The sequence below is a fragment of the Bacillus sp. 95MFCvi2.1 genome (assembly GCF_000374965.1).
GTDB lineage: Bacteria > Bacillota > Bacilli > Bacillales > Bacillaceae_G > Bacillus_A > Bacillus_A pseudomycoides.
In genome coordinates this window covers 83,554-97,957 of sequence record NZ_KB895703.1, presented here as the reverse complement: position 1 = coordinate 97,957, position 14,404 = coordinate 83,554, and the positions used below count along the sequence as shown (strand labels likewise).

The 14,404-nt window shown below is 34.0% G+C and carries 15 protein-coding genes and 2 pseudogenes; 11 read left to right on the top strand and 6 right to left on the bottom strand.

Translation table 11 applies throughout. The features are described from left to right. Positions 1 to 345 precede the first annotated feature (345 nt). The 4 genes from C568_RS0118880 (at position 346) to C568_RS0118865 (ending at position 4,754) form a co-directional block, all read left to right on the top strand. Complete coding sequence (locus tag C568_RS0118880) at positions 346 to 1,608, top strand: hypothetical protein (protein WP_018782443.1); 1,263 nt, start codon at positions 346 to 348, stop codon at positions 1,606 to 1,608. A 436-nt stretch (positions 1,609 to 2,044) separates the two neighbouring features. Continuing rightward, the gene (locus C568_RS0118875) at positions 2,045 to 3,490 is read left to right on the top strand and encodes a DEAD/DEAH box helicase (protein ID WP_018782442.1); all 1,446 of its coding nucleotides are present in this window, start codon (positions 2,045 to 2,047) and stop codon (positions 3,488 to 3,490) included. Between the two features lie 108 nt (positions 3,491 to 3,598). Continuing rightward, positions 3,599 to 4,150 carry a sigma-70 family RNA polymerase sigma factor gene (locus C568_RS0118870; RefSeq protein ID WP_018764839.1) on the top strand — a complete coding sequence of 184 codons (552 nt, stop codon included), beginning with the start codon at positions 3,599 to 3,601 and terminating at the stop codon, positions 4,148 to 4,150. After that, positions 4,140 to 4,754 (top strand): hypothetical protein, encoded by a 615-nt coding sequence (locus C568_RS0118865; RefSeq protein ID WP_018782441.1) that lies wholly within the window; start codon positions 4,140 to 4,142, stop codon positions 4,752 to 4,754. The genes C568_RS0118870 and C568_RS0118865 overlap by 11 nt, the downstream gene beginning before the upstream one ends. A 75-nt stretch (positions 4,755 to 4,829) precedes the next feature. Here C568_RS0118865 and C568_RS35615 read toward each other — a convergent pair whose 3' ends face one another. From C568_RS35615 to C568_RS0118855, 3 genes are all read right to left on the bottom strand, one after another. After that, positions 4,830 to 5,003, bottom strand: coding sequence for a sensor histidine kinase (locus C568_RS35615; RefSeq protein WP_331271562.1), 174 nt, complete (start codon positions 5,001 to 5,003; stop codon positions 4,830 to 4,832). Positions 5,004 to 5,014: 11 nt separating this feature from the next. Further along, a complete protein-coding gene (locus tag C568_RS0118860) occupies positions 5,015 to 5,470 on the bottom strand; it encodes a histidine kinase dimerization/phospho-acceptor domain-containing protein (RefSeq protein ID WP_231398902.1) in 456 nt (151 codons plus the stop codon). Positions 5,471 to 5,622: 152 nt separating this feature from the next. Continuing rightward, positions 5,623 to 6,183: a DUF1836 domain-containing protein gene (locus C568_RS0118855; RefSeq protein WP_018782439.1), complete on the bottom strand. Its 561-nt coding sequence runs from the start codon at positions 6,181 to 6,183 to the stop codon at positions 5,623 to 5,625. Positions 6,184 to 6,337: 154 nt separating this feature from the next. Between C568_RS0118855 and trhA the strand changes: the two genes are divergently transcribed. Further along, positions 6,338 to 6,985, top strand: a complete 648-nt coding sequence (gene trhA / locus C568_RS0118850; RefSeq protein WP_018782438.1) for a PAQR family membrane homeostasis protein TrhA — start codon at positions 6,338 to 6,340, stop codon at positions 6,983 to 6,985. 174 nt (positions 6,986 to 7,159) lie between these two features. On the opposite strand, the gene C568_RS0118845 is transcribed toward trhA, so the two are convergent. Then, positions 7,160 to 7,573 carry a hypothetical protein gene (locus tag C568_RS0118845; RefSeq protein ID WP_018782437.1) on the bottom strand — a complete coding sequence of 138 codons (414 nt, stop codon included), beginning with the start codon at positions 7,571 to 7,573 and terminating at the stop codon, positions 7,160 to 7,162. A 478-nt stretch (positions 7,574 to 8,051) separates the two neighbouring features. Between C568_RS0118845 and C568_RS0118840 the strand changes: the two genes are divergently transcribed. After that, the gene (locus C568_RS0118840; protein ID WP_006096751.1) at positions 8,052 to 8,642 is read left to right on the top strand and encodes an AmiS/UreI family transporter; all 591 of its coding nucleotides are present in this window, start codon (positions 8,052 to 8,054) and stop codon (positions 8,640 to 8,642) included. Positions 8,643 to 8,774: 132 nt separating this feature from the next. Further along, a complete protein-coding gene (locus C568_RS0118835) occupies positions 8,775 to 9,644 on the top strand; it encodes an NAD-dependent epimerase/dehydratase family protein (protein ID WP_018782436.1) in 870 nt (289 codons plus the stop codon). Between the two features lie 94 nt (positions 9,645 to 9,738). On the opposite strand, the pseudogene sodA reads toward C568_RS0118835, so the two are convergent. Continuing rightward, positions 9,739 to 9,924, bottom strand: a pseudogene (gene sodA / locus C568_RS33255) (superoxide dismutase [Mn]); the annotation flags it as partial. 71 nt (positions 9,925 to 9,995) lie between these two features. Here sodA and C568_RS0118830 point away from each other — a divergent pair. Further along, positions 9,996 to 11,066: a nitric oxide synthase oxygenase gene (locus C568_RS0118830; RefSeq protein ID WP_018782435.1), complete on the top strand. Its 1,071-nt coding sequence runs from the start codon at positions 9,996 to 9,998 to the stop codon at positions 11,064 to 11,066. A 46-nt stretch (positions 11,067 to 11,112) separates the two neighbouring features. Here the strand turns inward: C568_RS0118830 and C568_RS0118825 are convergent. Further along, positions 11,113 to 11,262, bottom strand: a pseudogene (locus C568_RS0118825) (MFS transporter); the annotation flags it as partial. A gap of 80 nt (positions 11,263 to 11,342) precedes the next feature. Here C568_RS0118825 and C568_RS0118820 point away from each other — a divergent pair. From C568_RS0118820 to lrgA, 3 genes are all read left to right on the top strand, one after another. Then, complete coding sequence (locus C568_RS0118820) at positions 11,343 to 13,115, top strand: sensor histidine kinase (RefSeq protein ID WP_018782433.1); 1,773 nt, start codon at positions 11,343 to 11,345, stop codon at positions 13,113 to 13,115. Further along, positions 13,093 to 13,833 (top strand): LytR/AlgR family response regulator transcription factor, encoded by a 741-nt coding sequence (locus C568_RS0118815; protein WP_018782432.1) that lies wholly within the window; start codon positions 13,093 to 13,095, stop codon positions 13,831 to 13,833. Before C568_RS0118820 ends, C568_RS0118815 begins: the two co-directional genes overlap by 23 nt. Before the next feature lie 132 nt (positions 13,834 to 13,965). After that, the gene (lrgA, locus tag C568_RS0118810) at positions 13,966 to 14,397 is read left to right on the top strand and encodes an antiholin-like murein hydrolase modulator LrgA (protein ID WP_018782431.1); all 432 of its coding nucleotides are present in this window, start codon (positions 13,966 to 13,968) and stop codon (positions 14,395 to 14,397) included. The last annotated feature ends 7 nt before the right edge of the window (positions 14,398 to 14,404 follow it).

Genomic DNA, 14,404 nt, shown 5'->3' with positions numbered 1-14,404 from the left:
CTATCTACTCTAGGGGGGAGAAAAGCCCTTTTTTATTTATTTTTCTATTTTTGGATAGTAAGACCCTTGCCTCAAGATTCAGAGGAAACACGAGGAAGGTAGGGGGAAGGAGGAATATCTATAAAAATCTGATTGGTTCAACTAATAATTAGCGGGAAATGAAACCCCTATTGGTTAGTATTTCACTCCATAAGTATTATTAAATACAAATAATAGGATATTAATAATTCCATTATTTATTTCGATTGGCAAAAATTGACGTTATTTGCATGGTATGATATCATTTGAAATTGTGATTTTAATTAATAATATTGAGATGAAATATAAAAAATGAGGAGGGTAAATATGGATTCATTAAGCAGTAGAAAAAGTGGCTTTCGCTTAAAAAATTTAAGTTGGCTTCATTTCTATTTCCTTATATTAATTGTATTTTCGTTTTTAATACGTATATATTTAGCTTCAAACTTACCAGGGTTTCTTGGTGATCAAAACTTTTTTGTTAACTGGATGGAAACTGTTGGAAAGTATGGGTTAGCCGATGTTTATGCATACGGTGACGGTGTAAATTATCCACCATTCTTTTTAGCACTTTTAGGTATATATGGAAAAGTGCTAGCTGCTTTTAATTTACAAGCAGTAGCTGGTGATGTTTTAGTTCGTTTACCACCTATTTTATTTGATATAGTGGCTATAATTATCTTGGCTATAGCTTCTAAAAAAATAGCAAATCCTTTTATAAGAGCGATATTGGTAACATTTTTGGCATTAAATCCTGCAGTATTACTAGATGGACCTATTTGGGGTCAAATAGACATGTTACATGCTATACTAATGGTTTGCTCAATATTATTACTTGTTTCTAATCCGCTATTATCTGGTGCTATTTTTGCTATAGCATTACTAGCAAAATTTCAATCTATTGTAATTGCTCCTGTTTTTGCTATTTATTTCCTAAAGGTAATGTGGGAAAAAAGGGAATTTAAACAACTGTTTAAATATATACTTGGATTTTGTATACCACTATTAATATTTGGGGTCTATTTTGCAGTTCATGGTACATTTTATGCTATGTTACAGCAAGGATATTTAAGTGCAGTAGGAACTTTTCCAGCCGTAACTTTAAATGCAATGAATATTTGGTATTATATAATTGGAACTACACCTGATGTAAGTGACTCAATTATTATCTTGCCACATTTAAGTTTAAAGAGGGTTGGATTATTGATTCTAGCCGCAGCAGTATTGTTGACATGGCTGTATGTTTTCTTTAACCGTAAAAGCAGTACAGTGGTGCTATTGAAAGCTTCAACATTTATATGTTTTGCATTTTATATGTTACCTACTCAAATGCATGAGAGATATAGTTTCCCAACGCTAATTTTTGTGATATTTGTATTATTATATGATATAAAATGGACAGGCATAACCCTTGGATTAACCTTTGCAATCTCTTTAAATTTAATGTTTGTTCTTTATTCACGTGAGAATAATATGGCAATGTTCATAGCAACATTAAACTGTTTTGTATTTTATTCTATGGGTAAAGCATTATTAAAAGATTATAGTGATGACATAGAATCCTTAGTGAGCAAATACAACAAAGAGTAATTTTATATTTTTGCTACTGTATTTTTAAATATCAAGTACGGTAATGGGTGTAAGAAGGGGAGTAGAGAATCTGAAGGGATTCTCTTTTTTTGATGCGCCCAGTATGCGTCTATTCTTTAGAGTTCAAGTCTCGAATCGCGAAGGCAGTAAGTAGTAGCAGTTAGCTTAAGACAAGGGTATCCATGGTGACGCGGTGGTAAATCTCCGGTCTGAGGAACATGAACTTCCACTGAATGGGATTTCCAAACAAATCAAAGTCCATACTGCCAAAGGTGATACAAAGTAGATGAAGCCGATTTTTAATTTAATGATGAACATAGATTTCGATTAGGGAAATAATTTCAGTATAATGAAGTATAGGCAATGACAAATATAATATTTAGGTTATGGTTAAATAATAAAAAAATTAAAATACATAACAAAATGAGGTTAGTATATGAGCAAAAAAAGCTTTAAAGAGTATGCATTAAGTAAGGAAATTGTAAGAGCACTTACTAGTTTAAAATATGAGCAGCCAACAGAAGTACAAGAAAAAGTAATTCCAGTTGCACTAGAAAAGAAAGACCTTGTCGTGAAATCACAAACGGGAAGCGGGAAAACGGCTTCCTTTGGTATCCCGCTTTGCGAAATGGTCGAATGGGAAGAAAATAAGCCACAAGCCTTAATTCTTACGCCAACGAGGGAACTTGCTGCGCAAGTGAAAGAAGATATTACGAATATAGGAAGATTTAAACGGATTAAAGCGACTGCCGTTTATGGAAAATCACCATTTGCACGACAAAAATTAGAATTAAAGCAAAAGACACATATTGTAGTTGGAACCCCTGGGCGTGTGTTAGATCATATTGAAAAAGGAACTTTTTCTTTAGAGCGTCTGAAATATTTGGTGATTGATGAGGCAGATGAAATGTTAAATATGGGATTCATCGATCAAGTAGAAGCAATTATTGATGAATTACCTACGGATCGAATGACAATGCTATTTTCCGCGACACTACCAGAAGACGTTGAAAATTTATCTCATACATATATGAAATCACCGACTCATGTCGAGATTAAAGCTTCTGGGATTACGACAGATAAAATTGAACATATCCTGTTAGAAGTGAGAGAAGAAGAGAAGTTTTCACTTCTTAAAGATATAACAACTCTTGAAAATCCAGATAGCTGTATCACCTTCTGTCGCACACAAGAAAATGTAGACCATGTGTTCAGACAGTTAAAACGTTCTGGCTATCCTTGTGATAAAATTCATGGTGGTATGATACAAGAAGATCGTTTTGCAGTAATGAATGACTTTAAAAGAGGGAAATTTCGTTATTTAGTCGCTACAGATGTAGCAGCGCGAGGAATTGATATTGAAAATATTACCCATGTCATTAACTATGACATTCCATTAGAAAAAGAAAGTTATGTACACCGGACAGGAAGAACAGGGCGCGCTGGTAATAGCGGAAAAGCAATTACATTCGTAACGCCGTATGAAGAGAGATTCTTGGTAGAAATTGAAGAGTATATCGGTTTTGAAATTCAAAAAATAGAAGCTCCGTCAAAAGAGGAGCTTGCAAAGGGAAAGGCAGCCTTTGAAGATAAAATAAATGCGAAACCAATTATGAAAAAAGAGAAAAGTGCAGGATTAAATAAAGATATTATGAAGCTGTACTTTAACGGTGGGAAGAAAAAGAAGATTCGAGCGGTAGATTTCGTTGGTACAATTGCTAAAATCCCAGGTGTCACAGCAGATGATATAGGAATTATTACGATACAAGATAATGTTTCTTATGTTGATATATTAAATGGAAAAGGCCCACTTGTTTTAAAAGTAATGAAAAACACAACAATAAAAGGTAAGCAGTTAAAGGTTCATGAGGCTATTAAGTAAAAGGAACTACCCACTCTCACAGGTGGGTAGTTTTTTTTATAAAAAATAAGGGGATTATGTAAGGATAAACTTGTTGTATTCGTATATATAAGTGAAGGGGGAGAAGATATGAATGATAGGGAATTAGTAGATGAAATAAAAAAACAAAATACGGAAGCATTGGATCAATTGATTCTTCAATATAGTAAATTGATTTATGGAGTAATCGGAAGTGTACTTGGAGAGAACCATGAAAGAGCAGAAATTGAAGAGTGCTATAACGATGTTCTTCTCATACTTTGGTATAAAATAGACAGTTTTCAAATAGAAAAAGGACAACTTAAAAACTGGATTATTTCTATTGCGAAGTTTAAGGCACTAGATTATAAAAGAAGGTTGAAGAGAAAAAGAATTGAACAAACAATAGAGCAACTTATTTTACAAGATGATGAAGATGTAGAAAAAGGATTGCTCAAAGAAGAGGAAAAAGAATTCGTTTTGAAAGCAGTTCGCCAGTTAGATGGTGTAGATCATAGTATCTTTTATCGAAGGTATATTGTGGATGAAAGCATAGAGGATATTTCAAGGAGACTACATATGAGTACCGGTTCAGTTTATACCAGATTATCAAGGGGAAAGGAGAAATTAAAAAGGATAATGGAGGGATATTATGAATTGTGAAAGCTATAATATAGATCAAATTGTTTTCGAGCAGTGGGATGAACAAGAAATATCTCGATTTGAAGCAATAGGGGAGCGCCTTGTTGGAAGCTTGGAGAAGAAGAAAAAAGATATCAGAAAACGAATTGCTAGAGAAAATTTTCAGGAGATAGAAGTAAAGGCAAATAATGAGTTAAAAGAAAATGAATTTATTGAATTACAATTCCAAGCAAGAGCTACAGGTGGCTACTATTTGGGTGCAATTATGTGTTCAGCAGACTATGCCGTAATGCCATTAGCGCTTATGGATGTAGGAAATCGATTTGTGGTTTTTGGAACAAGACATAAAGTTATGATTTATGAAGTAAAGGAACTTTATCAAATTCAAAGAGCATACATTATAGATTATGATGATATTTTTAAATACTATTACAAAATAAAAAAGAACGATACGATATTATGTTTTAAAGCCAAGAAAGATAAGTATGGGCAGCTAAGAGAATGCTCAAACTGGATGTTATATGGGTATTTGCAAGGGAGAATTAACATGATTATTAATAGTTCAGATAGAGATATCATAGCTAAGTACCTTGATAGGGAGATTAATTCGAAAAGAGGTCATTAAAAAGGAAAAAGTACATTCTTTTGGTGTAAGATGTACTTTTTTGATCAATAGGGATATGAAAAAGTTATTTGGTATTTATTTTTGAATTTTCCATTCGCATATCATATGAAGCTGCCCATCTTTTAATTTTGCTTGAAGTGAACCACCCATTTTCAGCATAAGTGTTTTTACAATAGCTAATCCAAGCCCTGTTCCTTTACCAGATCGATGATGATTAGTTGTATAAAAGCGGTCAAACAGGAAAGGAATGTCCTTTTCACTTACATTTTTAGCATCGTTACTAATGATAAATAGTAAGATGCTTTTTGCTTTTGTAGAGTAATGGATATATTACCACTTGCATGATTAAGGGTGTTATAGATTAGATTTTCCATGACACGCTTAACGGCAGATTCATCAGCAATGATTTGAATATCTTCGTTTTGTATATGAATACTTGGTTCCATTTTCTTTTCACTAAATTGATCATAAAAAACGACTAAGGTTTCCCATGCTAAGTGATTTATTTTTACCATATGAAGGTTTAATTGATAATCAACAGAATCAATAACGGACAGTTCAAAGAAGTCATTTACTAAGGCCTGTAAACGTGTTGATTTATTTTTAATAATCTTCAAATAGTGTTCTTTTTTATATGTTGTTAGTTCACTTGAATCTAATAACTGAATATATCCTATGATAGAGCATACTGGAGTGAACACCAATAGATTTAGCAATTGTTTTTCCACCTTCAGTCCTCTCTAAATATCGTCTCACCGCTCGTGTTTTTTCTTTCGAAGAAAATTTAGCCATAAAAAGTGCACCTCCAATTGTTAGACTGTGTCTAACAATTGGGGTGCACTTCAGAAGTAGGTGGCTTTATTCATGGTTAAGATTCTTTCAAATCGTCAACTAATTTTTCTGCTAAACGTCTATACATATTGCTCATTGTTACAAATGAAGTTAGCAATAAGAGTTTTTCTAATTCTTTATCCTCAAATGAAGCAGCAGCTTTTACCTCAGCCACCCGATTATCTACATCCCTTTTAAAGTTCTCAACATTTGTTTCTGTAAGTTCAAGATAATCTTTGTAGAGGGTATCCAGTTCGAAAGTATCCTCGTTTATGAGTCTTTCATTGAGAGTCACTAAAGAACTTTTAATATCATTAATCGAGAGGGCACCCTTTAATTGATAAATTAAACTAATTAAAATCATATGCTCTTTTGAGTATTTTTTATTTTTTATGGGGATGAATAATTTTCCCTTTGCATAGTTATTGATCATCGTTTTTGTAAGTACTTTTTCATCTTCTGTTCTTGTTGTATCACCGTAGTTATTTTCAAATAGTTGAACAACTTGATCTACATATAAATCCACATTAGGGATATCTTCAAGCCTAATGTTTTTTTCTAAATGTAATGTTTCGAGTAAGTTCTTTATGTTTTCCATATAAACCCTCACCTTTGTAGGAATAATGTACACTTTATCTTTAAATATGGTATTACGAAACAAATGAATTGTAAATGTTGACCTCTATATGAATTGTGTATATAATTACATGTAGTTATAAAAACTACATGTAATTATATAAGGGGTTGTTAATGTGAATGCTTATGTGAGAGAACCAGTTAATGCGTTTACCCATCTAGGAGGCGCCATTTTATCATTTATTGCTTTGCTAGCTATGCTTGTGAAAGTTTCTGTGAAAATGCCATCTATTTCTACAATTTCAGCGGTTATTCTATTTGGAGTAGGGATGATGATTCTTTATGCAGCTTCGGCTGTGTATCACAGTGTTGTAGCAAGCGAACGTGTTATTTATTTCTTTAGAAAACTGGATCATTCTATGATTTTCATTTTAATTGCAGGCACATATGCACCTTTTTGCTTAATTACATTACAGGCTGCAAATGGTTTACTATTATTTGTGCTAGTTTATGCTACAGCTATATGTGGTATTGTTTTTAAAATGTTTTGGTTTAACTGTCCGAGATGGTTATCAACAGCAATCTACCTTATGATGGGATGGTTAATTGTTTTATTCTTTGCACCGCTATCAGAAAATCTAAGCATAGAGGGTATTTTGTTTTTAGTACTTGGTGGTGTTTTTTATACGATTGGTGGATTTATTTACGGAGCAAAACCAAAATGGCTAGAATTTAAATATATGGGGCATCATGAAGTTTTCCATATTTTTGTGTTGTTAGGTAGTCTGGCCCACTTTGTATGTGTATATTGTTATGTGATTTAATAAGTTCTATGTAAGGGTTACATATCACGAGGTATGTGACCTTTTTAATGGGAATAATTTGAAGTGAAAATTTAATCTCACTATATTATAGATAGGAAGAGTGAGGGGGACGGCAAAATTAGAATCAACCTAAGATAGGGCGATTCTAATTTTGCTCAATTACGTGCATGTTCATTAAAGGATTTGATTAGGAATATATCCTTGATGAACTCGAACAAGTTGTTTATGATATACTTTATCACCTTCTTGTCCTGTAGATGAAGATGAGCTACGTCCGAAGCAATTTGTAATAATATTGGAATGATCGAAGTGAGTGATACGAATTTCATAAAGACTAATTTTGTCATCTAAGTTCGCATACAGAACTACTAATTTTTCACTATCAAGATAGTAGGGGGAATTTGCTTTTTCCTTTTCTCCAACTAGGATTGGTAGTTGTATAGGATTAGAATGGTTGGACCAATCCCATATCTCTACATTAATATAACGTGCATAATTTCTATCTAAGTTTACAATGTTTGCTACGACAGAAGCTGTTTGTGGTTCACGTGTTAATACATCTGTTGAGTGAACGACTTGTTTAGGCATATAATCTCACCTTTCATAAAACATAAATTTTAATTTACGATATTTTATGATAGAAGTGCTAGTTTGGTATATGGCAAATGCTTGCTTCTACTTGTTTCTAAAAGAAATGGGTAGGGAATAATATAGATTTTGAATTTTATTCCAGAATTTTCGGCGTTTATTTTTAGATATAATGCTGTTATGATGATGTTATCGTTTTCAGATTGTGTTATATGAGATTGACTTTATCTACTGTTGGAAAGAAATATACTATTTTGAAAACGCTTTAATGATATGGTACAGTGATTGCATTCTTTGGATTTCTTTTTGTTTTGAGGTAGGAAGTCTGACTTATTTTGAATAAAAAGTGCTAGTACGCATGAAATAATAATTGTTTCTTGTGTATGCAATTTGAAATGGGTAGGACAATATCACTAGTATAATTTTATGTTACGAGGAGGTTAAGGTGTGAAAAAATATGATTTTCACACGAACATATATGGGTTACGTTGGGTTATTGCTTTCAGGCGCAGCTTTGTTTTTAAACAGTCTTGTCATATTAGGAAAAGCAGAGGAAAAAAGCGCAGGTGTTTTTAATTTATTTGTAGGGGTGCTGCAAATTGTCATTCCGTTTTACCTTATTATGATTTCTGATCAAAGTAATTGGACTGTATATTCATATGCAGCCACTTTTTTATTTGGTTTAACGTATTTGTATGTGGGTATCACCTTTATTACGGGAGTGAGTGGCAATGGGCTAGGATGGTTTTGCCTCTGGGTGGCTCTTGTTGCACTATTTTATATGGTTGTGTCATTCGTTCAATTCCAAGATATTGTTAATGCACTGACTTGGTTTATGTGGGCGCTTCTTTGGTATTTATTCTTTGTGTTAAATGTACAAAAAAAGAATATAAACCAATACCTTGGTAGGATCGCATTTGTACAATCATGGGTAACGCTCACGTTGCCATCGCTTCTTTATTTTATGGGGATATGGGGAACACCAGTAGTTTATCAGGCATGGATTTATGTATCGGTAGTTTCTATTTTATATTTCTGCTATTGCATTTTAAAATATCGAGTACGTTAATAGTAGTAAGATGAGGGAAAGAGAATCTGGCTGGATTCTCTTTTTTATGTGGAAATAAATTCAAGTATAATGAAGTTACAAATACTTATTCAGTCACCATAGAACATTAAAGTAACTAAGGGAATGATACATATGACGAAAATATTAGTGTTAGGCGGAACAAGATTTTTCGGAAAACGATTAGTTGAAAGCCTCCTGCAAGCTGGGCACGATGTAACAATTGCAACGCGGGGACTTAAGACAGACTCGTTTGGTAGTGCTGTTAAAAGAGTCGTTGTAGATCGAGAAGATGAAGGGATGCTAAAGGAAATGTTAGCGGGTGCAAGTTATGACGTTGTGTATGATAACCTATGCTATAGTCCGAATGCAGCGAAGATTATATGCAAAGTACTTCATAGTAAGGTGAAGAAATATATTGTTACATCCTCAATGGCTGTATATGAGTCGGCACTATCTTTAAAAGAAGATGATTTCAATCCGTATCAGTATCCAATTGTTTATGGAGATAGGCAAGGTTTTTCTTATAGTGAAGGAAAAAGATTAGCAGAGGCCGTTTTGTTTAAACATGCAACATTTCCTGTAATTGCAGTGCGCTTTCCAGTTGTTATTGGTGAAAATGATTATACAAAGCGATTGCAGTTTTATGTTGAAAATATCGTGAAGAAAATACCTTTTGTAGTAGAAGATATAGAAGGCAAAATGTCTTTTATCCATGAAAAAGAAGCAGGTGGTTTTCTAGCATATCTTAGTACGATGAATATAGATGGTCCAATTAATGCATGTAGTAATGGTGTGATTTCTATGCGAGAAATTATTGATTTTATAGAAGAAAATACAGGCATAAAAGCTTGTATTGAAGCGGAAGGAAAAAATATAGCTCCGTATAATGGCATGACAAGTTGTACGATGAATAATACAAGAGCGAAAGAGTTAGGATTTCAGTTTAGAAAGTTAGAAACTGATGTGAATCATATATTGAAACACTATATTGAAGTAATATAATGATTATTCATAAATCCCCGGGTGGCAATGCGAGGGATTTTGGAGGATTTCGACGATACTAGTTTACATTATCAAATTTACCTTATACGCATGATTAATATTCTTGTGATTTAATTGCTTGTAAATATTTTTCATTTACTTGATCCCAGTTAACAGTATGCCACTAATTTGTAATAAATTCTGGACGGTGGTTTTGATACTGCAAATAATAAGCATGTTCCCATACATCAATTACGAGCAATGGGATTTTTCCTTCTTGCAAGGGTGTATCTTGATTTGGTTTGTTACTACACTCTTTTTTGCTTATACTGTAAAGTAATAGTGTCTTGTTAAAGTAGAAGGAGATTGTTTATGGATAAAATGAAAGAATTAATAGATGAAGCAAGGAAGTTTATTACAATTTGTTATCAAGAGCTTGCTAGAGAGCAGCAAATAGAAGAGCGTCTCAGCCAAATTGTGTCGGAAATAGAGCGGACAGGAACATATGAACACACCTTTGAGGAACTTGTTCATGGTGCACGTATGGCTTGGAGAAATAGTAACCGATGTATTGGAAGATTATTTTGGAATAAAATGCATATATTAGATGCTCGTGAAGTGAATGATGAGGAAGGGGTATATAATGCACTTATTCATCATATTCGATATGCAACGAATAACGGAAAAATTAAACCGACAATTACAATTTTTAAGCAGTATAACGGTGAACAAAATAACATTCGAATTTATAACCATCAGTTGATTCGTTATGCGGGATTTGAAACAGAAATGGAAGTGATAGGTGATTCTCATTCGATTCCATTTACAGCATTTTGTCAGAAACTTGGCTGGCCTGGAGAAGGTACGCATTTTGATGTATTGCCACTCGTATTTTCTGTTGATGGACGAGAACCTGTATATAGGGAAATTCCGAAAGAAGAGGTAAAAGAGGTTGAGATTGAGCACCCAGAATACCCATTTGTATCCTTAGGTGCAAAATGGTATGGGGTACCAATGATTTCAGATATGCGTCTAGAGATTGGTGGCATTTCTTATACAGCTGCTCCTTTTAATGGTTGGTATATGGAAACAGAAATTGGGGCTCGTAATTTGGCAGATCATGATCGTTATAATTTACTTCCAGCTGTTGCAGAAATAATGAATTTGGATACTTCGAGAAACAGTACATTATGGAAAGATAAGGCGTTAGTTGAATTAAATGTAGCTGTTTTGCATTCTTTCAAAAAGCAAGGAGTAAGTATTGTAGATCATCATACAGCAGCACAGCAGTTTGGACAATTTGAAAAGCAAGAGGCGGCTTGTGGCCGTGTCGTGACGGGAAATTGGGTATGGCTCATTCCACCATTATCGCCAGCTACTACCCACATCTATCATAAACCTTATCCGAATGATATTCTGACTCCAAATTTCTTTCATAAATAAAAACAAAAGCATTGAAATGTAGAATTTCAATGCTTTTTGATTAAGTTTAATCTAGTACTTTTCCTTTCGTTTCCGGTACACACACTAGCATTGTAATTAATCCAATTGGATAGATAATGAAAATAAGTGATAGAGCTCCGAATAAATTACCACCTGTAGCAAGTAAACCGATAATAACAGGGACAAATCCTGCGAGATACATATCATTCTTCTTGACGATACCTTCACTATTTTTCGATAATAAAACTAATTAAACAAATAAAGGATGAATCACAGATGCTAGATTTAGTGCTTATGATGATTGAACGAGTTGGATTAATTGTTATATTAGGTTTTTTACTTTCGCATATTAAAACATTTAGGCGCCTTCTTCATAAACAAGATGGATATAAAGATAAGCTCATGCTTATTTGTATTTTTTCGTTATTTACAATTATAAGCAATTACACAGGAATTGAAATTGCAGGGAATACCATTATGAATGAAAATTGGCTGCAAGGTGTCTCTTCATCGAGTACGATTGCCAATACACGTATTATGGGAGTTGGAATTAGTGGTTTACTAGGTGGACCGATTGTCGGGATTGGCGTTGGATTTATTGCTGGCATTCATCGTTATATGCTTGGGGGAACAACAGCCCTTAGTTGTGCGATTTCATCTATTTTAGCAGGAATTATTACCGGTTATATTGGCCGTGTTTTTCAAAAGCATAACCGTGTGATTACACCTAAATTCTCAGCTGTTTTAAGTGTTTTTATTGTATCTTTGGAAATGATTATGATCTTATCTATTGTAGAAGATGGATTTGACGTTGTAAAAAAAATCGCAATACCGATGATTCTTGTGAATAGTTTCGGGAGTTTTATTTTATTGTCTATGGTACAAGCTATTTTACGCCAAGAAGAAAATGCCAAGGCTTTACAAACTCATAAAGTACTTCGGATTGCTGATAAGACATTGCCTTATTTTCGCCAAGGCTTAACGGAGGAATCTTGTAAACATGTGGCACAAATTATCCATCGTTTTACAGGGACAGATGCGGTATCTTTAACAGATACAGAAAAAATATTGGCGCACGTTGGATTAGCGTCTGATCACCATATCCCTTCTCATAGTTTAATTACAGGATTATCAAAAGAAGTATTAAAAGCAGGGAAAATAATGAAAGCGAAATCACGAGAGATTATTAACTGTCAACATGAAGAATGTCCTTTGCAGGCAGCAATCGTTATTCCGTTAACTTCGCATGGCAATACAATTGGAACATTAAAGCTTTATTTTAAAAATCCGAACCAATTAAGCCGTGTGGAAGAAGAATTAGCAGAAGGGTTAGCGAAGATTTTCTCAACACAGCTTGAGTTAGGAGAGGCAGAATTACAAAGTAAATTACTTCAAGATGCAGAGATAAAAGCATTACAAGCACAAATTAATCCGCATTTTTTATTCAATGCGATTAATACAGTATCAGCTTTATGCCGTACAGATGTAGAAAAGGCAAGAAAGCTCTTATTGCAACTTAGTGTTTATTTTCGGTGTAATCTACAGGGAGCACGCCAGTTACTTATTCCATTAGAGCAAGAACTGAATCATGTACATGCATATTTATCATTAGAACAAGCAAGGTTCCCAAATAAATATGAGGTGAAAACATATATAGAAGAAGGATTACAGACAATTTTACTCCCACCATTTGTACTGCAATTGTTAGTGGAAAATGCACTTCGTCATGCCTTTCCGAAAAAACAACCAATTTGTCAGGTAGAAATTTATGCACACGCGCAGGGAGATATGGTTCATTTTAAAGTGAAAGATAATGGTCAGGGAATTGAACAAGGGCGCTTAGAGCAATTAGGAGGGGCAGTCGTTCCATCGGAAAAAGGAACAGGAACAGCGCTATATAATATTAATCAACGGTTAATAGGACTGTTTGGGAAAGATACAACACTTCATATCGAGAGTGAATTAGAAAAAGGGACAGAAATTTTATTTACAATTCCGATTCAAAACATAGGGGAGGAAGAAAGCGGTGTTAAAGGTATTAGTAGTTGACGATGAGATGTTAGCACGGGATGAATTGAAATATTTATTGCAGCGTACGAAAGAAGTGGATGTAATTGAAGAAGCTGATTGCGTGGAAGATGCATTAGAAAAGCTAATGGGGAATAAGCCGGATCTTGTCTTTTTAGATATTCAGCTTTCAGATGATAATGGATTTGAGATTGCGAATATATTAAAGAAAATGAAGAACCCACCGTCCATTGTTTTTGCAACAGCTTACGATCAATATGCGCTGCAAGCATTTGAGGTGGATGCATTAGATTATATTTTAAAGCCGTTTGATGAAGAGCGAATTGCACAGACACTGAAAAAATATAAGAAACGAAAGCAAACTGAAACAGAGAAAAACCAAGATGTAAGAGCTAAAGATGTAGCTGCGGAGATGCATAAGCTTGCATTGCCAATAGAAGAATCCATTGTGCTCGTGAATATTGAAGATATTGTTTATGTGGGACTTGTGGACGGGAAAGTAACTGTAAGGACGATTCGGGAAACATACGTAACCCATGATACGCTTGTTATTTTAGAAAAGAAGCTGCCGCAAACGAGCTTTATGCGCGTTCACCGTAGTTTTCTTGCGAATATCAACCATATTTCGGAAATACAGCCCTGGTTTAACTCTACTTATAATTTAATTATGAAAGAGGGATCTAAGGTACCTGTAAGTCGTACATATGCAAAGGAACTTAAAAAGCTGCTTCGTATTTAAGAAGCAGCTTTTGCATTTCATCCCGTTATTTTTGTAACTGATTCCGTATATTTGACGTCCTGATATGTAAACGCTTACTTAATCGTTTACATCATATACAATGAAGGTACCAAATCGAAAGAGGTGGCCAAAATGAGTACAAAAAAAGTATACAGTTTCTTATCACAAGCATTTGTTTTTTCAGCTATCATGTTGGTTTCTCATATTATTGCAACGCACTTACCAATTCCAATGCCTTCATCAGTAATCGGATTAGTCATTTTGTTTAGTCTATTATGTTTAAAGGTTATTAAGTTGGAGCAGGTTGAATCACTTGGAACGGTGTTAACAGGTATTATTGGATTTCTTTTCGTACCATCTGGTATTTCCGTTATTAACTCTCTTGGGGTAATGGGGCAATACTTTGTACAGATCATAACTGTAATTGTTGTCGCAACAATTATTTTACTAGCAGTAACAGGTTTATTTGCACAATTTATTCTAGGTAAAGATGAAAAAGAAACAACTGATACAAAACAATTAGATGTTGTAAATAAAGGACGCAAACACGGAAAAGTTGCGTAATATATCA

What these genes read in the sequence shown, in the direction of transcription:
- lrgA (WP_018782431.1), top strand. Translation starts at nt 13,966, where the DNA reads ATGAGTACAAAAAAAGTATACAGTTTCTTATCACAAGCATTTGTTTTT.
- C568_RS0118865 (WP_018782441.1), top strand. Translation starts at nt 4,140, where the DNA reads ATGAATTGTGAAAGCTATAATATAGATCAAATTGTTTTCGAGCAGTGG.
- C568_RS0118875 (WP_018782442.1), top strand. Translation starts at nt 2,045, where the DNA reads ATGAGCAAAAAAAGCTTTAAAGAGTATGCATTAAGTAAGGAAATTGTA.
- C568_RS0118880 (WP_018782443.1), top strand. Translation starts at nt 346, where the DNA reads ATGGATTCATTAAGCAGTAGAAAAAGTGGCTTTCGCTTAAAAAATTTA.
- C568_RS0118840 (WP_006096751.1), top strand. Translation starts at nt 8,052, where the DNA reads ATGGGTTACGTTGGGTTATTGCTTTCAGGCGCAGCTTTGTTTTTAAAC.
- C568_RS0118835 (WP_018782436.1), top strand. Translation starts at nt 8,775, where the DNA reads ATGACGAAAATATTAGTGTTAGGCGGAACAAGATTTTTCGGAAAACGA.
- C568_RS0118820 (WP_018782433.1), top strand. Translation starts at nt 11,343, where the DNA reads ATGCTAGATTTAGTGCTTATGATGATTGAACGAGTTGGATTAATTGTT.
- C568_RS0118870 (WP_018764839.1), top strand. Translation starts at nt 3,599, where the DNA reads ATGAATGATAGGGAATTAGTAGATGAAATAAAAAAACAAAATACGGAA.
- C568_RS0118855 (WP_018782439.1), bottom strand. Translation starts at nt 6,183, where the DNA reads ATGGAAAACATAAAGAACTTACTCGAAACATTACATTTAGAAAAAAAC.
- C568_RS0118830 (WP_018782435.1), top strand. Translation starts at nt 9,996, where the DNA reads ATGGATAAAATGAAAGAATTAATAGATGAAGCAAGGAAGTTTATTACA.
- C568_RS0118845 (WP_018782437.1), bottom strand. Translation starts at nt 7,573, where the DNA reads ATGCCTAAACAAGTCGTTCACTCAACAGATGTATTAACACGTGAACCA.